The sequence below is a fragment of the Tenacibaculum gallaicum genome, assembly GCF_003387615.1.
Taxonomy (GTDB): Bacteria; Bacteroidota; Bacteroidia; order Flavobacteriales; family Flavobacteriaceae; genus Polaribacter; species Polaribacter gallaicus.
The window spans coordinates 96612-117711 of the sequence record NZ_QUNS01000009.1 but is presented as its reverse complement, the minus strand read 5'-3'; the positions used below and the strand labels follow the sequence as shown (position 1 = coordinate 117711).

The window sequence follows — 21100 nt, the reverse complement described above, 5'->3', positions numbered from 1 at the left end:
CGAGATTTAAAACTTTCGTAATCAAATTTATTGTCTTCCATATACATAAATCTATTATTTTTTATGATTTATGACACACTTTATTGAATAGTCTCCCGTAAGAGTTTATAAATACTTTGTATTAGGTTCGCAAGAATTGTAAAAGCAATTAGCTTTTATAATTAATTAACAAAAAACAGTAACTCGTTAATAACTTTATTTTTGATAAAATATTGAATTTGATATATTTGATAGTGTATAAAAATTGCTAAACCTTATGATATCCCATGTTTTTATCGGGATAAAAGAACTAAAGCTTGGTATATAACGAGTTAGCCCACATTAAAAATATCGAGAAACTGAATGAACTTTACAGATAGAATTAAACCAACCGACAAAGGAATAACAACTTACCTTGACGAATTAAAAAATCAAGATTATCAAATACCGACTTTTCAAAGAGACGTAGTTTGGGAAAAAGAAAATGTAAAAAAACTTTGGGACAGTATTTATAAATTCTATCCATTAGGCAGTATTCTCGTATGGAAAACTGATTTAAAACTTCAAAATCATAGAGAAATTGGAGGACACAAAATCGTTAATGAAAACTTTAACAGAACTGAATATCAATATCTATTAGACGGACAACAAAGAACCACTTCCCTACTGACTTCACTTTATGGCGGAAAAATTGAAGGAAGAGAAGATTTTGACCCAGCACTTTATGTTGATATTACAGTAGAAAGTTCAGACGACACAGATGATGAAAGCTACAAAAAGCGATTTTTATATTGGGATGAAATAGATGATAAAAATGGAACTTTCAAAAGAAATTTTAGCAAGAAAAAAAAGTTTGACGAAGGACTAATTTTAAAACTCATTGATATTAAAGAAAAATTCAACGACATTCAAAAAACGGTAATTAAACACCCAGAAATTGACTTGAATTTTGACCACCAATATATTGAAGAACTTGGCAGAATTAAACAAGTTCTTGACAATTATAGACTTTCATTCATTGAATTAAAAGGTATTCAAGTTTCGGAAGTTTGTCAAATTTTTGAGAGAATAAATCAAGCTGGCAAACCTTTAGATATTTTCGATATTGTTGTTGCCAAAACCTTTAGACCAAAAACAGACTCGGATAACGGATTTTATTTACGTGATTTAATAGATGGTTTCCGAGAAGTAAACAATAGTAGATTTCTACAAATTAGTGATTTTGACTATCTACAAATTCTTTCAATTTTAATTCGTGAAAACATTGAAAATTCGGGAATTGTAAACATTACGCCTCGATATTTAAATGACATTAAAACTGAACAAATTGAAACTATTTGGGCAGATTCAAAAAAGGCAATATTAAAAACTTTCGACTTTTTTGAGAACACTTTAAACTTAAAAGGTCCGCAATTAATACCTTATAGATATTTCTATTTAACAATCTCAAATTACTTTTATCAAAACAGTAATCCGGATTACGATTTTCTAAAAAAATATTTTTGGTTCAATTGTATGCACAGAGACGACCTATTAAGCAATACAACAGATATAAAAAATCACATTGCATTTTTAAATAAAGAAAAAAACAAAGAAGACTATCAGTTTGAACGTTTCTTGATAGACAGAGATGCTTTGAGAAACGCTTCATATAGTTCAAAAGGTGTTTATTCAAGAGCTATTCTTGCGCTTTTTGCAACTAATCAGCCGAAAGATTGGAAATTTACGGACAGAAATGTAATCGCAGAAAATTTCTTTTTCTCGACAGATAAACCAAATTTGCACCATATTTTTCCAACAAATTATATAGCAAATAATCCAGGAGCAAATACAATAGACAATAATTCACTAATGAACATTGCCTATTTAACACAAATCACAAATTTGGAAATTAGCGACAAAAATCCATTAGAATATATTTGCGATTACGACAAAAATCCTGATTTCCCGAAAGCTGTTAAATCACATTTAATTCCTGAACAAATTTTAGAATGGTCAAGTTTACCTGAAATGCCAAAAAACGCATTAGACCTATTTATCGAACAAAGAATAGATTTAATAATTGAACAATTAAGGTCAAGATTAAACGGAATCAAATTTGAAGTAATTGATACAAGAGAAAATGTATTAGCGGAAGATAAATAACGTGGGCTAACATTGTATAAAAATAATAGCGGTTTAATCGCTAAAACGAAATTAAGTAAATATAAAAAAGGTCTGTATTTAACCGAAAAGTAAGTGCATAAAATCCGCTACTATTCTTATACGAGACCGTTAGCTGTAATTGAAAATCTGAACGCTGAAAAAAATTGAAACTAATTGAAACAAAACCCAACAATATATAAGATTGAAAGCAAACACAATTTAAAATCTGTTGTTGATGGAATTTCTGCTCATTTATTATTAAACAAAAAACAATCAATAGTTAAGGACATTCAAGTTAGCAAGTATGATTCAAAGCTAATCGTAATCCAATCTATAGAAAAGGAATCTGAATGGGCAAATTTCTTTCCAAAAGAATATGTAGAAGGAATTTCACTTGAATACCAAATACCATCAATATTAATATTAGTAAATACCGCATCTGGAATTTTCGCTGTTATTGGAGGCTCTTTTTACAACTATATTTTACCTTTTCTTGATACTTCTTACGGATTAAATACCTACTCAAGATTAATGAATCCTGTAAAAGATGAAATAATCACTATAAAGACAAGAGGAGTAACAGGTTTGAGAGCTGGAATGTCCGAACAGTTTAAAGATAATTATAGATTAATGGATTATATCAAGTTCGGAAAAATCCCAACTGAACTTAAGATTAAACTATCAAGCGAATCAGCAGAACTTTATTTTAATCAATTTTTATCAAATCGGTCACCAAATATTATCTTAAACATATCAAGTGGTTTCAACCTTAATAAAAATCTATCTTTCGAAGAGCTAGGTTTTTTAATAGAAATACTGGTATATGTGGAACCGAAAAAAGCTAATGACTTTTTTAGTTCATATAAAGAAATAACTGATAAAGACCTAATTGCTAATTCATTGAAGCCAGCAATAATTAATGAATTATTTAATCGGAGAAATAATATTCTTGATAAGAATATTTCAAATTTTGACATTTGCTATCCAAACAAAATAGAGGACTTTTATAGTGCCGACGAATATGAAATTAAACTAAAAGAAGATAAAAGAAAATTCAAAAAAATAGGGAGAATAAACGACAAAAGTGAAATCTTAAGAACTATACTTCGGTATTTAAATAATGAAAATTTTGATAATAATTTGAGTAATTTTAGTAGTAAAATTTATAGCTTATACATTTATACTTATAAAAATCAAAACAAAAAACCAATACTTAAAACTGCATTAATTTATCATCTAAATTCAGAAATAAATATTGATGGACTAGGTACTTTCATATACCTTGATTCGAAATGGTATAAACTACGACAGATTTTTATAAATGAAATGAATGAGAGATGCTCTGAAATTTTAAATGCAAATGACTTAAAAAATAGAATATTGGATGAAGAATGGGAGAAAAAAGCAAATGGAAAAAGGGAAAATGAAGGGACTTACAATAACAAATATGACAAAGATGAATATTTGGTTTTAGATGCTATTTCACCTGATTCAATAGAACTAGCTGATGTAATTCATTATAAACAGAACACTCTTTATTTATGTCACGTTAAATACGGTTTTAGTACAGAAATGAGAGAACTTTACAGTCAAATTATTTCTTCTGCAAGAAGATTAAAAAATGACTTAAAAGATGATGAAAATCAATATTTAAAAGCGGTTTATAAAGGATTATTATCTAAAAAGAAAAACAGGAATCTTACAGAACAGAATTTTATAGATTTATTTAAGTCAGCAGAAAACATTGTATATGTTATGTCTATAACTAGTCACAGAAAAAACAAACCTGTGCAAAATGATATGGCAAAATATAAATCAAACATTGCGAAATTATCACTAATACAATGCTATACAGAAATGAGGACAGAATATTATGACTTATCTTTCGAAGTAATTAAAAACAACGCTTGCTTTTCATAATTAAAAAAATAAACAACTACAGCTAACAAAGAACTGAGGTAAAAAACAAGTACATTTTATACTTTTTTAAACCAACGTACTTTTATAATTTGCGTCATAAGGTAAACCACTTTTATCCTTATCTTTAACCTATAATATGTAAACTAAAAAAGAACATCGCTATGAAAAACATTATCTACGTTTTCTTTTTATTTATATCTCTAACAAGTTGTGGAGTTAAAAAGGAAAAGATATTAGAACAGAAAAGAATTGAGAGCTTAACAAGCTCTCTAAATTATAAGGTTACGCTACCTGAAAACTGGAAACCAATTTTAAACTCTCATAATTTACTAAGTTATTCCCCCAAAAATCTTGGAGATATATTTTATAAAAACATTGTTCAAATACACGAATTAAAAGCAGTTAAGGTTGATGAAGACTCACTAAACAAGCTGGTTCAAGAGAAAGTTAAACAGTGGAATAATAACGTTAAAATTAATTCTCAAAATCTAATAAAAGGAACTACAAAGTATGGGGAAACTTATACGTATGTCTACGAACATAATTGGAATTCTACACATTATAAAAATACATTTATATACTTCAGGTATAATGATATTGTATATGAGTTCAATTACTCTTCTGATATTAGATTTTATGAAAAATATAAGAATGATGTGACTTTCATCTTAAATAATTTAAAATTTAATGAGTAATCCTAGTATTGATAAAACACGAACCTCAACAATGATTATAATTTATTACTAGTCATAACTTACTCCTGAAAGGCTGTACTTCCTTTTATTCAACTAGTATTCATTAAACTAGAAATTTAAAAGTATTTCTACTTTTATTTAAGAAAAGAGGATGGTATTTGGACAGCCCATAGAGATTTAATTTTAGGGTTGAATATTCCTGACTATGAGTAAAATATTTTCTTACCACCACTTACTTTTTTAGATTTTCTATTCAGCTTCTAATTGTTAAATTAGTTGCTTTTTTCAAAAAATATCTTGGTTTTTTTCTTCGGTTTGTATTTACTAAATTGGTTGCTTAAACCACGTTACTGGCAATCGTAACAAAATGAAAATGCTGATACTAAGTTATGAATGATTTACACGTAAGCACAATAATAACTATTATATTGATTTGCCATTTAGCAGCTATTACCATTGGGTATAAAAAGCAAAAAACAACTTTAATAATTTCTTATTTAAATACGGTTACTGTGATAGGGATATTTGTTTTTTGGGCCATTACCAGCCCGAATATAAAACAACATAACTTTGAATTTAGAGAATTATTAGTAATATGTTTGGAAACTTGTATTTTAATATTCGCTTTCTACTCTATAATTGGTTTTCATAATAAAGCCTTTGTAAAAGTCATAAATTTCATTGGATTTGGAATTCATTTATTGGCTACAATAGGAATGTTTTATTATATGTTCGCATTCAAATTTGACAAACTTTTTTAATGATAAATCGAGCTTAATAATGAAGGTTTCTGAAATTAACATACTGATTATATTACTTGTATTTATTCATTTTACAGGATATGCACAATCAGACAATAATATGATAAACAGTTCTATTACAATACCTTTAAAAATTGGAAAAAACCCTAGTACTCAATTTGAGAAATTAGTTATAGAACCTGCCAATTTATTTATTCAACCCAAACCAATAAACAACGACTCACCACATTTTCAACTAGAATTAAATTTATTTAAAAACAACACTAAACACACTACTTTTCTCTGGTGCTATGATGCGTCTACTAATAATGAAAAAGCAAACTATCCAAAAGCATATCAAAATTATTCTTTTGCTTTAAATATTAATAAAAAAGAAGTTACGTTAGTTGTGGAAAAATTAGACTTTGGAAAAACAATGTTTATTGATTTTGGGCAAACAGCAGTTATTGGTAACCTTGAAATTATGTTTGTAGATTTCATTAGAGAATGGTCAGAAGATATAAATGGAAATCAGACAGATGCCTTTAATTCATATAATATTTCATTATCAGAAGCGGGTGAGCAGAAAACTGTGTCATTTACATCAATTAATAAGCTTGTAGATAAGGAACTAATTATAGAATGGAAGAATTATAAAATCTTCATTTTAGAAGATTCGGAAAAAGCATTAAAACTAATCGTGCGTAAAAACGATTCTTAAAAAACTATAGGTAACAAAGACGTGTATAATTAATTGCTTTGGCAAGTGCTTATTTGAGGAATTTTCTCTGGCAAGTTTTTGTTTACTAAATTAGTAACTTAACCACGCAACTAATCTTATACATAAACACGTTGTACGCAATTTGAGAAAAAGTCCATGAATAAGAAAAATGATTTTGAAATAATAAACACGAGATATGTCCTCGCAGTTAAAGACTTAGTCAAATCCGCAGATTATTATGAAAATCAATTAGGCTTTTCTACCTTGTGGAAAGGAGATGGTTGGCATTTTCTTAAAAGAGGGAAATTTATGGTGATGCTTGGTGAGTGTAAAAACGATAAATCTGCTTTTGAAATCAAAAACCATTCTTATTTTGCATATATTGATGTTGAGAATATTGATAATTTATATACAGAATATTTGTCCAAAGAAGTCGAATTAATAAGTGAAGTAACCGATAAGTCTTGGGGACAACGGGAATTTGGAATTCGAACAATTGATGGTCACCGAATTATGTTTGGTCAAGAAATTCAAACTAAATAAAAACTGCACACAACAAAGAAGTGTATAATTAATTGCTTACTTCTAGCCTACTTACGAAAACTCACACGGATTTTCTATTCGGTTTTTATTTGCTAAATTACGTGCTTAACCACGCAGTTAACCTTATGCATAAACGTTAGCCACAATTACCACTCACACCTTAAAATGATAGAATTTATTAATTTTTGTAAAAAAGTATCACCTCTTGATAATGACTGTATAATTGATTTAAATTCTATTATAAAATTTAAAAAGGTAAAAAAAAATGATTTTCTATTGAATGTTAATTCACATTCGAATGAATTATTTTTTATTAAAAAAGGGATTGTAAAATTCTGTTTTAATGGAGATGGAAAAGAATTTATAATGCGGTTTTTTGCGGAAAATATATTGTTTGCTGATATAGAAAGTTATTCCTCTAAACAACATTCAAAATATGAAATAATTGCTATTGAAAATACAGAATATTTTTCATTACCTTTTTATGAATTTGAACAATTATGTTTAAAACATCATTCATTAGAGACTTTTTTTCGGAAATTTATGACAATTGCCAACCTAAATATGATGGAACGTGTAAGCGAAATTCTTGAAGAAGATGCCAAAAAAAGATATGCGAATTTTATTTCAAAAAAATCTCAAATACTGCCAAGAATAAGTTTAGGAGATTTAGCAAGTTATTTAGGAATTACACAGGTTTCTTTAAGTAGAATTAGAGCAAATAAATAACGTTTTTATCATTTGTTAAAAGAAGTAGAAAAATCACATTGTAAATTTGTTAGAGTATTTTCAAAAACTATAACAAATGACTGAAAACAATAATTTAAAAATAGTAAACAAACAGCTGAATTACGATAAGGTTTCTCTAATAAAACCTACAAATTCAAACTACATTCACATAGCTTCAGAAATTGATAAAAAAAATACACCATTTTTCATAGTAACGAGTTCGAAAAAGAAAAAACTCATTAAGCAATGTAAAAATTGGTGTAAAGAGTTAAACCAAGTTAATGGTGTGATTGAAATCAGCCTTTTTAAGGCTACAATAATTCCACCAGGAATGGGAGAATATGTAAAGGAAAATTTAAATAAAATACATTTGGCAAAATTTGATTTTGTTATTTTAATTGAGGTTTCTTCAGAAAAAATATGCTCAGAAATTAAAAACCATAGCATTTATAAAATCATGTTGAGTGAAATAGAGAAAGTGTCTAGTTATTCTCAAGTAATGACAGCTTCAAACATAAAAAGAATTGGAAATGTAAATCATAAAAAGCAAGGTGTATTTCTTTTTAATTATTTTTCAGCCGAAAGCACAGAACAAAATTTAAAGGTTTGGGAATACACCGCAGGTTGGTTTGAAAAGGAAACCGATTTAGATAATTCGACTTTATTATTCCCTTTAAATGAAAGCAAAACGACATATTCAATAGTCAATCATTGTAGATGGGATAAGTATATAGACATTTTACCAGACTTAATTTTCAAGAAGACATTTAAGAAATATGTACTCGACAATTTTTATGCTAATAATGTTGGTGCACAACCGATTTTATATAAGGTAATTTTATAACGAAGGAAAGAATAACTGTGGGTAACAAAGAACTGAGGTAAAAAACAAGTAAATTTTACAAATTTTATATCAAAGTACTTTTATAGTTCATATCATACGGTAATCCACTTTTTACAATTGCAAAAGCTTGTTTTAGTAACTTATTACACACCGCTATTAAAGCAAGTTTTTTACTCTTACCCTTTACTTATAAAATTCTCGCCTATTTCAAAAAAAACTCTCGATTTTTTTCTTCGGTTTGTATTTACTAAATTAGGTATTTTAAACGTAACTAATACTATACCAGTTATGCAGATTTCTAAATGCAAGACACTAAAACACTATTTAGGAATACTTTTTTTAACGCTAATTGTAACTTCCTGCAAAGGACAATCGCAAACTAAAACAGAAAGAAAAGTAGGTGGGGCTTGCGAGGATTGTAAAGCTTTGTTGGATTATAAAATACTCAACATAGCACCTAAACCAATTGATACTTTACCTGGTTTTCATGAGAATGAACCAAAATTAAAAATAACGGGTATTGCATTTAAAAAAGACGGGGAAACACCCGCGAAAAATGTTGTACTCTACATATATCACACAGATAGAAATGGAATTTATCAACCGAGTGAAAAACCTATTGGTTGGGAAAAGAGACACGGACAGCATAGAGGCTGGCTTAGAACAGGTAAAGGAGGGAAGTTTACTTTTTACACATTCAGACCAGCATCTTATCCAAAAACTCAAGAACCAGAACACATACACATTTATGCAAAAGAGCCTAATACAATACCTTATTATATTGACAGCTATCATTTTGAAAGTGATCCTTCTCTTACGGAAGAAAGAAAGCAATCAAAAAGAAACCGAGGAGGTTCTGGAATTATACATCTTAAAAAGGAAGCTGGTATTTGGACTGCCAACAGAGATATAATTTTAGGGTTGAATATTCCTGATTATGAATAAAACTCTTTTGCAACTTAACTACAAGTAATTACTACTCACCTACTCCTGAAAAACTCAGACTTCTATTCAATATGTATTTACTAATTTAGTTATATAAAAAATGAAACTTTCCTTTAAAATAATAATACTCTCTTTTTTAACAATTTCAAGCTGTAAGTTACAACAAAATGAGAAGAGTGAATCAAATCCAAATCCACCAAAAGCTGAATTTACCAAATTCGATTTAGGTGAAAGTGATTTACCTACACTAAAAAATGTAGTAAATGATTATGAATCTCTCTTCACTATTGAACAACTGGAAAAGTTAACCTTGTTAATTCGAGAATATGAGAAAACGACTTCCAACCAAATAGCTATAGTTTCTATTAAATCAATCGGGAAATACACCGATTTTAGTCAATTCGCTATTGACTTATCAAATTATAATGGTGTAGGACAAAAAGAAAAAATAACGGTTTGACTATTGTTTTTAGTAAAACCTTAAGAAAAATAAGAATTTCTACGGGCATTGGAACAGAACACATTTTAACAGACGAAATTTGTAAAGATGTAATCGAAAAAACAATTATCCCTAAGTTTAAAAAAGGAGAGTATTACCTTGGTATTGAAAAAGGAATAACTGAGTTAATAGCTAAGTGGCAAAAACCTAAAAAAAAAATAACTTTTTACTCAACCTTATTTGATTAGCTCAACAAAGACAAGGCAATATTTATAGAATTTGATAACTCTTTTTTATCAGGGTTTACTTTAGAAACAACTCGAATACCATTGTAAAGTGTGTAAAGAAAAGTAGCTATCGCTTTTAAATCTTGACTGTTCTTTAATTGACCTCTTTGTTTACCTCCTTTCAAATACTCGTAAAATAAGTTTTGGAAATCGCATTTATTTTCTATTAGTACTTTCTGCAAACTTTCATCATTTGGAATAAGTTCTGTCGTAGCATTTACAACAAAACATCCTTTTTTATCTTCATCCACAATAGCTTCATCTATAGCTTTATTAAAAAGCTTAGAAAATCCTTCTTTTACATCCGGATGGTTTTTAAAAAACTCTATTAGTCCCTCCTTTGTAGTGGCTCTATAAAGCTCGAAAGATTTTTTAAATAGCTGTTCTTTATCTCCAAAAGTATCATATAAGCTTGCTCTGTTTATTCCTAAGTAGCATACCAAATCTTGTACGGAAGTAGCAGAATAACCTTGTTTCCAAAACAAACACATTGCTTTGGTTAGTACTTCTTTTTCATCAAATGATTTAACTCTTGGCATAAAAAAATGTGGAAGTGGTTTACACTTCCACAAAATTAGCTTATTGGAACTGTCATTCCAAATATATTCAAAAAAAATTAGCTCAATAACGGGTTAATGTTTGTACCTCCATCAATGTTATATTCACTTCCTGTTATAAAAGAGGCATTATCTGATGCTAAAAACGATACAAGCTTAGCCACTTCTTCTGGTCGTCCAAATCGTTTTAAAGGAATACGATTTTCAATGGCCTGAGCAAGACCTTGTATTTGCTCCTCTTCCATTCCTGTTTTTTCAAAAATTGGTGTAGATACTGGACCAGGGTTTACCGAGTTAATTCTTATTTTTCTTGGCGCTAATTCAGTTGCTGCTGTTCTGGTATAAGAGTTAAGCGCTGCTTTTGATGCTGCATAAACAGCTGTACTTGGCATTCCGGTATAAGCATTTATAGATGATAAATTTATAATTGATGCTCCCTCATTTAAAATTGGCAAGAATTTTTCGGTCGTAAATACAGCCCCTTTAAAGTTAATAGCCATTTGATGATCAAACATTTCTTCGCTTATACTCCCTACTGGAGCTGGTTGAAAAATACCTGCATTTACAAATAATATATCAACTTTATTGAAGTTACTCCTAACTTCCTCTACTAAACTCTCTATTGCAGAGATATTCTTAACATCTGCAACGATTCCTTTTACTCCTAGTTTTTGCGATGCTTCTTCAACTTTTTTAGAGTTTCTTCCTGTAATAATAACTTTTGCTCCTTGATTTTTTAACTCTTGGGCAGATGCAAACCCAATTCCACTATTACCTCCAGTTACAACTGCTATTTTTCCTTTTAATGTACTCATTGTTTTTATTTTTTTAGTTAATATTTTTTATGGAACAATCGTTCCGTTTACAAACATACACATAACAGAACGAATGTTCCAAATTAAATTTACACTTATTTTATCTTCATAACTGTCAAAAAAGAAATCGAACAGACTTGTCTGTTTTTAGAAATTTACATAACTTTGACAAAAATTAAGAGCATGAGTAGCCCTAGAGAACGTATTTTAGAAACAGTAGCACATTTATTCCATCAACAAGGCTATAACAGTACTGGTATTAACCAAGTTATTAAAGAAGCTAAAGTTGCAAAAGCAAGTTTTTATCAGCACTTTAAATCAAAGAATGCCTTATGTGTTGATTTTTTAAACAACAGGCACGAGTTTTGGTTTAAAGAACTCTTTAAGTTTACTTCAAAAAGTAAAAACTCAAAAGACAGAATATTACTTGCTTTCGATTTTGTAATTCATATGAATACAAAAGAGAATTTTAGAGGTTGTAGCTTTTTAAATATTTTATCAGAAATTTCTAAAGAGCAGGAAACTATTCTGATAGTAATTCAATCACATAAAAAAGAATTAAATACTTTTTTTCAAGAATTAGTAGACAACGAATTACTTGCTACGCATATTTATCTGCTTTTTGAAAGTGCCATTATAGAAAGTCAACTCTTTAAGTCAAACAAAATAGTACACAAATCAAAAGAAATTATAAAAAACTTACTATAAAATAATATGGAACAAAAACATCCACTCCCTCCTTTTACTCTCGAAACTGCAAAGGAAAAAATTCAACTAGCAGAAGATGCTTGGAACTCTCAAAACCCAGAAAAGATAGCGTTAGCTTACACTATTGATAGTGAATGGAGAAATAGAGATACATTCGTTAATGGTCGGGAAGAAATTGTTAACTTCTTAACTAAAAAGTGGCAGAACGAATTTAATTATAAACTAAAAAAAGAATATTGGGCACATTGTGAAAACAGGATTGCTGTACGATTTGAGTATGAATACAAAAACAAAGAAGGCAAATGGTTTAGAGCTTACGGTAACGAAAACTGGGAGTTTGACAATAATGGGCAAATGAAAAAAAGATATGCTAGTATTAACGACCTTGAAATAGAGGAGGTTGATAGGTATCTTTAAAAGAATCATCTTTTTTAGCAAAAAAATAACAGCGGCTCTGATAAATCATCAGAGTCGCTTTTTGTATTTTTATTGCTAGAATAAAAATTGTAAAAAACTAATCTTCTCCCTTCACTTCTGAGGATAGTTAATAAATTAATTAAGCTTATATAATGAATTATAAAATAGATAATATAAACAAATCTGAATATCAAGAAGTAGTTGACTTATGGGAAGCTTCCGTTAGGGCGACACATCATTTTTTAAAAGAAGAAGACATTGCATATTTTAAACCTCTTATTTTGAATACATATTTGGATGCGGTAGAATTAAAATGTATTAAGATTAACAATAAAATAATAGGCTTCTTAGGTGTTGCTGAGCAAAATTTAGAAATGCTTTTCATTCATCCTGAATATCGAGGTAAAAAAGTAGGTAAAACCTTACTAAAATACTCACTTGATAAATTGAATGTAAATAAGGTAGATGTAAATGAGCAGAATGAACAAGCTGTAGGGTTTTACAAACATTTTGGTTTTGAAACCATAAAACGTTCTGAAGTGGACTCCTCTGGTAAACCTTATCCTATTTTACACATGCATTTAAAATAATAACTAATATCTCATAAAACATTAAAATATAAACTACGCTTAAAAAAATTAAACAACTTATGAAGTCCATATTTTTAAAACACAAAATTGTTTACACCGTACTTGTCTTAATCTTATCTATTTTTGTTTCATGTTCTAGTGATGATGAAGTTGCTGATATAGGAAATGAAACTTACATTACCATTCCTGACAAACACTTTGAAGCTATATTGGTAGAACAAAACTTGGATAGTGATGGTATTATTAATCAAAAAATATTAAAAGAAGATGCTAAAAAAGTTACTCGATTAAATTTAAACTTAAATGGTAGCTTTGGTGAAACTAGTGACCTAACAGGTATTGAAGCTTTTTCTAACTTAACTTTTTTATCAGCTGCTGGACAAAAAATTGAAACTATAGACCTAAGTTCAAACACAAAACTAGATACACTGTACTTGAATGCTAACTATTTAACTACGATTGATATTAGTAACAATCCTAATCTTACTTTAGTAGATATTCATGCAAACGACCTTACTTCTTTTATAGGCTTAGCTAAAGCTACCAAATTAAAAGGTTTAAATTTATCTTATAACTTCCTAACTAAATTTAGCGTCACTAATGAGTCTTTAGAAACATTAATGATGAGCAACAATTTATTAACTTCATTTGATGCTGAAAATGCACTGAACTTAAAAAGTGCTATACTTACAAGCAATAAAATTACCTCAATAAATACTAATACTTCTCTTGAAACTCTATTAATATCAGACAACAAAATAACAGCAATTAATATTAGTACCATTAGTAATTTAAAGTACCTCTACATCACTAGTAATTCACTTACCAATTTAGATGTTAGTAACAATCTAAAACTAGAAGATTTGAGAGTAGATAGAAACCCTGACTTAGCTTGTATTAAAATTAATGCAGACCAAACAATACCTACTATTTATAAATCTGATAGTCAAAAACTAAGTGATACTTGTTTTTAATTTATCTGAAAAAATTAAACCAATGAATATTACACTTCATCAAATAAAAATTAGTGAGAAAGAAATTGTCTTAAACTTATTTAAAGAGGCTGCTGAAAAAATTAGTAAAATGAATATTGATCATTGGCAGTATTGGAAAAATCCACCTCAACAAAAAATAAAATGGGTAGAAGAGGGTATTCTTAATAATGAGTTCTTTTTTATTTATAACTTAGACGATAAACGCTTAGGCATGGTTAGAGTACTGAATAAAGACTTATTATACTGGGGTAAACAAAATGAAAAAGCTACATATGTCCATTCTTTAGTTATTAAAGAAAAATATAATGGTTACGGTATTGGAGCTAAAGTGATGCAAAAGAGAGTAACTGTTTATATTTAAGACTTGATGCTGACTCAAAAAACCAAAAACTTTGTAACTACTACGAAAAAATGGGTTTTGTAAAAGTTGGTACGAAAGAGTTACCTTTATCAATTAACAACCTTTATGAGAAAAGATTACAATAATATGCATACATAAAACTATAAACACTTAATATACTAACCTAAACTTTTATAAAACTATTATATGCAAACAACTGACACTACTCCCATCTCTACAAATGATACGTTTAGTGATCGTATTAAACTCCCTTTTAATTTTGAAACAGCTAAAATGCTTGAAGAAGCAAAAGCGCTACAGTTAGACAACTTTGAATATTACGATGTAATTCCTTTACGGTCGCCTGCACACTTAGTTGACACTTCATTACCTTTCCCTCCTCCTGCAGATGATTACGCAGACGGTTCGTGGACAGATTGGCTAGACACTAATGCTTTAAAAAAGTCTCCGTATTTAACCAGTGTAATCGATTTTTTTAAAGAAAACACCACTGTAAACTTAGTTCGAGTGCTTCGGTTAGCTCCACATTCAACAGTAAAAGAACACACAGATCCTACTTTAGGTTTAGAGGTTGAAAAATCGGTGATTCGTCTTACCATTCCTATTCTTAACAATGAAAATGTAACTTTTTATTTAAATGATACTCCTGTATTAATGGAACCAGGAGAATGTTGGTATATGCGACTTACAGATCCTCATAAAGTTATTAATAACGGGGATAAAGAGCGTATAAACCTCACCATAGATATGACTCCTAATGAATGGATTCGAAAAATTATTAAAGAAAGTGAATAAAACTCTAATTAAAAAAGAGCTTATTTTATAAAAAAACAAAAAGGGTACACGTGTACCCTTTTTGTTTTTTTATTTTTTTTATTCTAACGCTCCTATATAACGTTCAGCATCTAAAGCTGCCATACAACCAGTACCTGCAGCTGTTACTGCTTGACGATATTCTTTATCTTGAATATCTCCTGCTGCAAAAACTCCTGGTAAATTTGTTTTGGTAGATTTTCCTTTAGTAATTAAATACCCAGTATCATCCATATCTAAAACGCCTTTAAACAAATCAGAATTTGGCTTGTGTCCTATTGCAATAAATACACCTGTTACTGGAATTTCCGTTTTTTCTCCTGTTTGATTATTCACAGCACGAACTCCTTCAACAACGTTTTCACCTAATACCTCATCAATTTCAGTGTTATATAAAACGGTGATATTTTCAGTTTTGCTTACGCGGTGTTGCATTGCCTTTGAAGCACGCATATAATCTTTACGCACCAACATAGTAACTTTGCTACAAATATTGGCTAAATACGTTGCTTCTTCAGCAGCAGTATCTCCTGCTCCAACTACTACAACATCTTGCCCTTTATAAAAGAATCCGTCACAAGTAGCACAGGCAGAAACTCCTCCACCTATTAAACGTTGTTCACTTTCTATACCTAAATATTTAGCAGTTGCTCCTGTAGAAATAATAACAGTTTGTGCTTCAATCTCAGTCGACTCATCCACAATTACTTTATGAACTCCACCTTCTTTACCAGAAAACTCGACCTTTGTTGCCATACCAAAACGAACATCAGTTCCAAAACGTTCTGCTTGACTTTTTAAATCTTCCATCATTGCGGTACCATCAGTTCCTTTCGGATATCCTGGAAAATTATCAACCTCTGTAGTTGTTGTTAACTGCCCTCCCATTTGCATTCCTGTGTACATAACTGGTTTCATATCTGCTCTTGCTGCATATATTGCTGCTGTGTAACCTGCTGGACCAGACCCAATAATCAAACATTTAATTTTTTCTGCCATTATCTTGAATTTTTGAAGTTACAAATGTAATTTTTTTTTACTTCTATTATCTGCTTTTAAATATATTTTAACTATCGCTTTATAAAGTCATATTATTGAATAAATATTTATTTTTTTATTTGTTGTTTACTTTTTTTTTATACATTTGCAGTCCCAATTAAAAACGGGGTGTAGCGTAGCCCGGTCATCGCGCCTGCTTTGGGAGCAGGAGGTCGCAGGTTCGAATCCTGCCACCCCGACAAATTATAGTATCAACCTATACCAAAAACCTGTTAATCGTATGATTTTCAGGTTTTTTTGGTTTTTATAATGTCATAAGAATTGATATGGTTTGATTAAAAACGTCAACAAATCGGATAATGGACTTGCAACAAAAAGTCCAATCATTGTTCGAGTAACAATTTGAAGCTGAAAATGAGGGTGGAGATCTAGAGGATGATTTTGAATTCATAGAGAAGAAGTTCGAGGACCATGACAAAACAGAAAAATGGATCGAAGAAACGACAATTCCTAAAATAAGATATGAAAAACTGGGGAAAAAAAATGGAAGCCCTAAAAACAGGTTTCGGATATGTTTTTCTTAGCAAGATTCATCTATAACATAAAAAATACGGTAACTCTGTCTGTAGAAACCATGGGCAGAAAGCTCAACCAAAGAAATTGAAAATCAGTAATTTAATTTACTTTATTTTCTACTTTTTCTTTCTTATAACATACCTTTTTTATATATTTATCCTTACCAAACCTAAACCAAACCTTATGAAAAAGTATTATCTACTACTGCTATGTACATTTGTTGCCTTAGCAACCAATGCTCAGGATACTAATACTTCTGCTCATAGTGTCACTATTAACTTCTCTGAGATTGCCATTGTTGACCTCGAAAGTGGCGGAAGCACAGATATCACGTTAGATGCTACTGCAGGTGTATCCGAAGCAGGTAATCCTGCAAATTTTGGTACTGTCACAAACAATTCGCTCTGGCTGAATTATACCAGTATCCTTGGGAACGAAGCCAACAGATCGATTACAGCTGCTATTACCAACGGAACTGTTCCTGCCGGTATTTCTCTTAATGTTACCGCAGCAGCAGATGCCGGTAATGGAGACGGAACCATGGGAACCTCTTCAGGGTCAGTCGAACTTTCAGGCACCCCTCAGAATTTCATAACTGGAATAGGTAGTGCCTACACCGGGAATGGTATCAGCAACGGCCATAACCTTACCTATGTGTTGGGCATTGCTGATTTTAGTGCTTTGGACGCCGATAATTCAGGGGCTTTAATAGAGGTTACTTATACTATTACCGACACCCCTTAACCTTATACCTATGAAATATTTAGGTCTTATAACCTTGTTCTTCATGGTTCAATTTAGTTATGCCAACATAGCTATTTTGAATGGTTTGAAGCATGAATATTCATCATCAGGAGATTCAATAAGTGGAGAGATTGATGTGAAAAATATATCTGACGCCCAGCAAAAGATTATTTTATATCTTCAGGACATTTTAATCCCCTGCAATCAAGATGTAGTTTTTTCTGAACCCGGAAGTTCTGTGAATTCCTTAAATAATTGGATCTCCATAGAAAACAATGAGGTTATACTTGAACCTGGGGAAGTTCGAAAGATCAGATATAAAATTGTTTTTCCAAAGAACATAACTCCTATGGGGTATTGGAGCATGATTATGGTCGAGGGACAAACCCCTTTATCTGAACAAGAATTAAAGAGCATTGTAACGGTTAGCTCTAAAATACGCTACGGCGTTCAAATCATTTGTAACCTAGCCAATGATTTTGACCAAGCGCTGCAAATTGAAGATGCGAAATATACCCCTGTTACCGGCACTGTAGAAGTTACATTATCCAATCCCTCTGATTATGTTGCCAAATCTTCGCTATCTATAGAAATATACAATAAAGAAAGTGAATTAATCTCCGACAAATCTTCTCAGAAGGTGAATATATATCCTGATTCTTGCAGGACTATAAAAATGCCATTGGATACCCCTCCTGGCTCGGGTAAATACACCTGTATAATCATGATGGATCATTCGTCTGAACTTACAGGAACTTCTTTTGAATTTATCGTTGAGTAACAACTACGTCCCTGACGTAAAAAACAGTTTATTTGATCACCCCAAAAGGAATAACAGGCTTTAAAAACATAGGCATCAATAGCCTTTTACTGGTCGTGTTTCTACTTTTTGAACCACTAAACGCTCAACAAACAGAAATAACCACTCCAAATGACACCATACATATACTGCCCAATAAACGCTATACCATTCCAGTAACCTTTTTTAATCCAACACAATTAAAAGACAGCCTACGCATCTTTTTAAAAGTTCCTGGCACCATATCTGTTTTTCACAATATCCCTGAGAATACCGTTTTAGAGGGAAATTCTAAAAAATTATCATTTATCCTGCTAAAGATAAACTCAAAGGTACGCCCTGCGCTATACCCCCTGAAATTACATTATGCTAACGGAAAAATAAAACGTGTAAAAACCATTTACATAAATCTTCAGGAAGAAGAAAGAACAGAAGCTTCTGCTATCTCTTTTCCTGAGGAAGTAAAAAGTGATGAGGAATTTTACATTAAGTATTTAATAAAAAATACAGGAAATATAGCCGACACCTTGCAGCTAACATACACGAATGCTGTTGTTGGAGATGATATAAATAAGACATGGGTCTTACCTCCTGGCAAGGACCTTTCTATTGAATTGCCTTTCTTCGTACCTGAACAAGGTGTTGGAAAAAGCTATTTTATGGCAGAAACACATTACAGGTCACTACATAACGGAAAATTAACCAAAATCCGTAAAAGCATCCCTGTTTACCACTCTACACATAATAACGATGAAGATCGGTTGACTTTTCCGGTTACTGCTGGAATAAAATATTTTAACAACAGCCTGCCAGGACAGGAAAATCAAAGTCATTTTCAATTTGAGCTCTCCGGCAGTGGATATGTTGATACCATCAGGAATAAAAAAGTTGATTTTACGCTCAGGGGACCAAGCACCTTGGAGCAACCCAGGTTTGGCAATTATGATCAATACAGCGTAAATTATACATCAGAAAAATTGCATGTTGCACTTGGAGATTATCCGTTAAAACTAAATGTTTTAAGTCTTCAGGGCAGATGGGTTAGAGGAGCAGAGATTAAAACATACTTCAATCAGAAAAATTCAATTAAAGCCTTTTATGGGAGACCCCGTTTTTTTGCACCTACGAATACCCTCTACGGGGCAACATACAGTTATACAAACAATAAAAACTTCTCATACTTCCTTGAATGGCTTCAAAAAGAGGAAGATTATAAGAATAAATTACACAATGGATGGATCGGTACAGGCGGTTTCAATTACAAAAGAGAAGGGTTTACTTTTCAGGGGCTCTTTTCATATAGCAATACTGATGCATACAAAGGTCACGGATTTCAAATTAACCCCCAGTTCAGGGACGACCTTATAAATGCCTCTATCGATTACCTGTATGCTTCAAAAGATTTTTTCGGTTATTATAACGATAGCGAGCTTTTAAATGCCCGTTTTCACTATAACTTCCTAAAACGCTTAAGAATCGGTATAGGATATAATCAGGCACAATACAACAGACAGCTCGAGGACCTTGAATTCAACACCCAACCACAATACAATATGTTGTTTTCAGATGTGAGGTGGTATTTAAAATCTACTAATTATATCCAGTTTAAATTATACAGGAGAAACAATAAGGATCAGGCTGTAAATGCTACGTTCAATTATAAAGAATCTGGTATCAGAAGTATATTAAACTGGGGTTTTAACGGGTTTAACGCCAATATTCAAAACACAATCTCCGAAACTGTTAACTACCTGATAACCAAAAACCACAATAGCGGAAACTCGTACAACACCAGACTAGCCCTTACCTTTAACCCCTTTAACAGTCTTTCTGTTAAACCATATACAGAACACCTGGCTACCAATAGATTTAATCAGAACTCCTCAATTAATGAGACCTATTGGTATTACGGACTGTCTGTTAGTTATCGTACAGAGAATTTTAATGGATCTGTTTTCTGGAGAAACTCTTATGCCAAAGACGAGTTGTATAAAGACCGAAGCTTTTTTAATGCCCTTCTAAACTATAACATAAACAAAAGGGGACTTTTATCACTGTCAGGAGGCTACACCGTTTTTCCTTCTCCTCTTGAAAACAAAGACCTTTATTTCAGCCTGGGATACCGGCATCGTTTCGACATCCCATTAGAAAGGAACAGGAATAAGTTTAACTTAATGGGAGACATCCGGTTTTATGGTCAGCAACTCCTGAATAAAACAGGAATCAGGTTCCGGGTAAACAATGACGAGGTTGCCACCAATCAGGACGGCCATTTTGTAATCAGAAACATCAAAACACCGTCTGTAAGGATCGATATCGATAAAAACACCTTACCGGCCGGCTATCTTACCTTTGAAAAGTTTCCACAAATCGTAGACCTCATGGAAAATGACGTAACACAGATAAACCTGACCCTTATTAAAGAAAGCAGCTTAAAAGGTAGCCTGTCTGTAAAAAAAGCCCCATACAGCAAACTCCGGGATTTTAAAATTTATCTCAAACTTTTTAATGAGGATTATCAATATTTTGCCGAGGTAAATAAAAAGAGTATCTTTAGGTTTATGCATATTATTCCCGGAACATATAAACTGGAAATAATTAACAACCTTAAAAAAGATCGTATAGAAATTGTTTCCATGGCTGATGAAGTGACCCTTTTGCCAGGGAAAACCAAAACCGAGAATATTGAACTAAAAGAAACTGAGCGAAAGATCCGCTTTGTTAAATTGAAAAAATAAT

General features: G+C 31.0%; 20 protein-coding genes, 1 tRNA gene and 2 pseudogenes. 19 read left to right on the top strand and 4 right to left on the bottom strand.

Annotation, left to right across the window (positions count from 1 at the left end):
- The first annotated feature begins 342 nt into the window (after positions 1-342).
- From C7448_RS14065 to C7448_RS14030, 7 genes are all read left to right on the top strand, one after another.
- Positions 343-2124: a DUF262 domain-containing protein gene (locus C7448_RS14065; protein WP_115902053.1), complete on the top strand. Its 1782-nt coding sequence runs from the start codon at positions 343-345 to the stop codon at positions 2122-2124.
- 174 nt (positions 2125-2298) lie between these two features.
- On the top strand, positions 2299-4044 hold the full coding sequence (locus C7448_RS14060) for a TIGR04141 family sporadically distributed protein (protein ID WP_115902052.1): 1746 nt from the start codon (positions 2299-2301) through the stop codon (positions 4042-4044).
- Between the two features lie 161 nt (positions 4045-4205).
- Positions 4206-4739 carry a hypothetical protein gene (locus tag C7448_RS14055; RefSeq protein WP_115902051.1) on the top strand — a complete coding sequence of 178 codons (534 nt, stop codon included), beginning with the start codon at positions 4206-4208 and terminating at the stop codon, positions 4737-4739.
- Between the two features lie 780 nt (positions 4740-5519).
- On the top strand, positions 5520-6200 hold the full coding sequence (locus C7448_RS14045; protein ID WP_147300545.1) for a hypothetical protein: 681 nt from the start codon (positions 5520-5522) through the stop codon (positions 6198-6200).
- A 156-nt stretch (positions 6201-6356) separates the two neighbouring features.
- Positions 6357-6743 (top strand): VOC family protein, encoded by a 387-nt coding sequence (locus C7448_RS14040; RefSeq protein ID WP_115902048.1) that lies wholly within the window; start codon positions 6357-6359, stop codon positions 6741-6743.
- A gap of 165 nt (positions 6744-6908) precedes the next feature.
- Entirely contained in the window at positions 6909-7472 is a 564-nt protein-coding gene (locus tag C7448_RS14035) for a Crp/Fnr family transcriptional regulator (protein ID WP_115902047.1), read from the top strand.
- Between the two features lie 76 nt (positions 7473-7548).
- Positions 7549-8316 carry a hypothetical protein gene (locus C7448_RS14030; RefSeq protein ID WP_115902046.1) on the top strand — a complete coding sequence of 256 codons (768 nt, stop codon included), beginning with the start codon at positions 7549-7551 and terminating at the stop codon, positions 8314-8316.
- A gap of 64 nt (positions 8317-8380) precedes the next feature.
- Here C7448_RS14030 and C7448_RS14025 read toward each other — a convergent pair.
- Positions 8381-8500, bottom strand: a pseudogene (locus C7448_RS14025) (IS110 family transposase); the annotation flags it as partial.
- Between the two features lie 104 nt (positions 8501-8604).
- Here C7448_RS14025 and C7448_RS14020 point away from each other — a divergent pair.
- Together C7448_RS14020 and C7448_RS16200 are read left to right on the top strand one after the other, a co-directional pair.
- Entirely contained in the window at positions 8605-9261 is a 657-nt protein-coding gene (locus C7448_RS14020; RefSeq protein ID WP_115902045.1) for a peptidase associated/transthyretin-like domain-containing protein, read from the top strand.
- A gap of 100 nt (positions 9262-9361) precedes the next feature.
- Positions 9362-9948: pseudogene (locus C7448_RS16200) on the top strand (TPM domain-containing protein).
- On the opposite strand, the gene C7448_RS14005 reads toward C7448_RS16200, so the two are convergent.
- Entirely contained in the window at positions 9945-10526 is a 582-nt protein-coding gene (locus tag C7448_RS14005) for a TetR/AcrR family transcriptional regulator (RefSeq protein ID WP_115902042.1), read from the bottom strand. The pseudogene C7448_RS16200 and the gene C7448_RS14005 overlap by 4 nt on opposite strands.
- 77 nt (positions 10527-10603) lie before the next feature.
- Complete coding sequence (locus C7448_RS14000; protein ID WP_115902041.1) at positions 10604-11359, bottom strand: SDR family oxidoreductase; 756 nt, start codon at positions 11357-11359, stop codon at positions 10604-10606.
- Positions 11360-11542: 183 nt separating this feature from the next.
- Here C7448_RS14000 and C7448_RS13995 point away from each other — a divergent pair, with 183 nt between their 5' ends.
- The 6 genes from C7448_RS13995 (at position 11543) to C7448_RS13970 (ending at position 15225) form a co-directional block, all read left to right on the top strand.
- A complete protein-coding gene (locus C7448_RS13995) occupies positions 11543-12067 on the top strand; it encodes a TetR/AcrR family transcriptional regulator (protein WP_115902040.1) in 525 nt (174 codons plus the stop codon).
- A 6-nt stretch (positions 12068-12073) separates the two neighbouring features.
- Positions 12074-12484, top strand: coding sequence for a nuclear transport factor 2 family protein (locus C7448_RS13990; RefSeq protein WP_115902039.1), 411 nt, complete (start codon positions 12074-12076; stop codon positions 12482-12484).
- A 152-nt stretch (positions 12485-12636) separates the two neighbouring features.
- A complete protein-coding gene (locus C7448_RS13985) occupies positions 12637-13074 on the top strand; it encodes a GNAT family N-acetyltransferase (RefSeq protein ID WP_115902038.1) in 438 nt (145 codons plus the stop codon).
- Positions 13075-13133: 59 nt separating this feature from the next.
- The gene (locus C7448_RS13980; protein WP_115902037.1) at positions 13134-14048 is read left to right on the top strand and encodes a leucine-rich repeat domain-containing protein; all 915 of its coding nucleotides are present in this window, start codon (positions 13134-13136) and stop codon (positions 14046-14048) included.
- 22 nt (positions 14049-14070) lie between these two features.
- Complete coding sequence (locus C7448_RS13975; RefSeq protein WP_245939484.1) at positions 14071-14430, top strand: GNAT family N-acetyltransferase; 360 nt, start codon at positions 14071-14073, stop codon at positions 14428-14430.
- Between the two features lie 186 nt (positions 14431-14616).
- A complete protein-coding gene (locus C7448_RS13970) occupies positions 14617-15225 on the top strand; it encodes an aspartyl/asparaginyl beta-hydroxylase domain-containing protein (protein WP_115902036.1) in 609 nt (202 codons plus the stop codon).
- Between the two features lie 78 nt (positions 15226-15303).
- On the opposite strand, the gene trxB is transcribed toward C7448_RS13970, so the two are convergent.
- Complete coding sequence (gene trxB, locus C7448_RS13965; RefSeq protein ID WP_115902035.1) at positions 15304-16242, bottom strand: thioredoxin-disulfide reductase; 939 nt, start codon at positions 16240-16242, stop codon at positions 15304-15306.
- Positions 16243-16406: 164 nt separating this feature from the next.
- On the opposite strand from trxB, the gene C7448_RS13960 reads away from it, so the two are divergent.
- The 4 genes from C7448_RS13960 to C7448_RS13945 all read left to right on the top strand — a co-directional run bounded on the left by C7448_RS13960 (position 16407) and on the right by C7448_RS13945 (position 21099).
- Positions 16407-16481 (top strand) — tRNA-Pro (locus C7448_RS13960).
- Between the two features lie 520 nt (positions 16482-17001).
- Complete coding sequence (locus C7448_RS13955; protein ID WP_115902034.1) at positions 17002-17562, top strand: hypothetical protein; 561 nt, start codon at positions 17002-17004, stop codon at positions 17560-17562.
- Between the two features lie 10 nt (positions 17563-17572).
- Complete coding sequence (locus C7448_RS13950; RefSeq protein WP_147300544.1) at positions 17573-18343, top strand: COG1470 family protein; 771 nt, start codon at positions 17573-17575, stop codon at positions 18341-18343.
- A gap of 32 nt (positions 18344-18375) precedes the next feature.
- The gene (locus C7448_RS13945; protein WP_147300543.1) at positions 18376-21099 is read left to right on the top strand and encodes a peptidase associated/transthyretin-like domain-containing protein; all 2724 of its coding nucleotides are present in this window, start codon (positions 18376-18378) and stop codon (positions 21097-21099) included.
- Position 21100: the final 1 nt, after the last annotated feature.

What these genes read in the sequence shown, in the direction of transcription:
- C7448_RS14030 (WP_115902046.1), top strand. Translation starts at nt 7,549, where the DNA reads ATGACTGAAAACAATAATTTAAAAATAGTAAACAAACAGCTGAATTAC.
- C7448_RS13955 (WP_115902034.1), top strand. Translation starts at nt 17,002, where the DNA reads ATGAAAAAGTATTATCTACTACTGCTATGTACATTTGTTGCCTTAGCA.
- C7448_RS14035 (WP_115902047.1), top strand. Translation starts at nt 6,909, where the DNA reads ATGATAGAATTTATTAATTTTTGTAAAAAAGTATCACCTCTTGATAAT.
- C7448_RS14005 (WP_115902042.1), bottom strand. Translation starts at nt 10,526, where the DNA reads ATGCCAAGAGTTAAATCATTTGATGAAAAAGAAGTACTAACCAAAGCA.
- C7448_RS13980 (WP_115902037.1), top strand. Translation starts at nt 13,134, where the DNA reads ATGAAGTCCATATTTTTAAAACACAAAATTGTTTACACCGTACTTGTC.
- C7448_RS13985 (WP_115902038.1), top strand. Translation starts at nt 12,637, where the DNA reads ATGAATTATAAAATAGATAATATAAACAAATCTGAATATCAAGAAGTA.
- trxB (WP_115902035.1), bottom strand. Translation starts at nt 16,242, where the DNA reads ATGGCAGAAAAAATTAAATGTTTGATTATTGGGTCTGGTCCAGCAGGT.
- C7448_RS13970 (WP_115902036.1), top strand. Translation starts at nt 14,617, where the DNA reads ATGCAAACAACTGACACTACTCCCATCTCTACAAATGATACGTTTAGT.
- C7448_RS14040 (WP_115902048.1), top strand. Translation starts at nt 6,357, where the DNA reads ATGAATAAGAAAAATGATTTTGAAATAATAAACACGAGATATGTCCTC.
- C7448_RS14045 (WP_147300545.1), top strand. Translation starts at nt 5,520, where the DNA reads ATGAAGGTTTCTGAAATTAACATACTGATTATATTACTTGTATTTATT.
- C7448_RS14055 (WP_115902051.1), top strand. Translation starts at nt 4,206, where the DNA reads ATGAAAAACATTATCTACGTTTTCTTTTTATTTATATCTCTAACAAGT.
- C7448_RS14020 (WP_115902045.1), top strand. Translation starts at nt 8,605, where the DNA reads ATGCAGATTTCTAAATGCAAGACACTAAAACACTATTTAGGAATACTT.
- C7448_RS13975 (WP_245939484.1), top strand. Translation starts at nt 14,071, where the DNA reads ATGAATATTACACTTCATCAAATAAAAATTAGTGAGAAAGAAATTGTC.
- C7448_RS13950 (WP_147300544.1), top strand. Translation starts at nt 17,573, where the DNA reads ATGAAATATTTAGGTCTTATAACCTTGTTCTTCATGGTTCAATTTAGT.
- C7448_RS14000 (WP_115902041.1), bottom strand. Translation starts at nt 11,359, where the DNA reads ATGAGTACATTAAAAGGAAAAATAGCAGTTGTAACTGGAGGTAATAGT.
- C7448_RS13995 (WP_115902040.1), top strand. Translation starts at nt 11,543, where the DNA reads ATGAGTAGCCCTAGAGAACGTATTTTAGAAACAGTAGCACATTTATTC.
- C7448_RS13990 (WP_115902039.1), top strand. Translation starts at nt 12,074, where the DNA reads ATGGAACAAAAACATCCACTCCCTCCTTTTACTCTCGAAACTGCAAAG.
- C7448_RS14065 (WP_115902053.1), top strand. Translation starts at nt 343, where the DNA reads ATGAACTTTACAGATAGAATTAAACCAACCGACAAAGGAATAACAACT.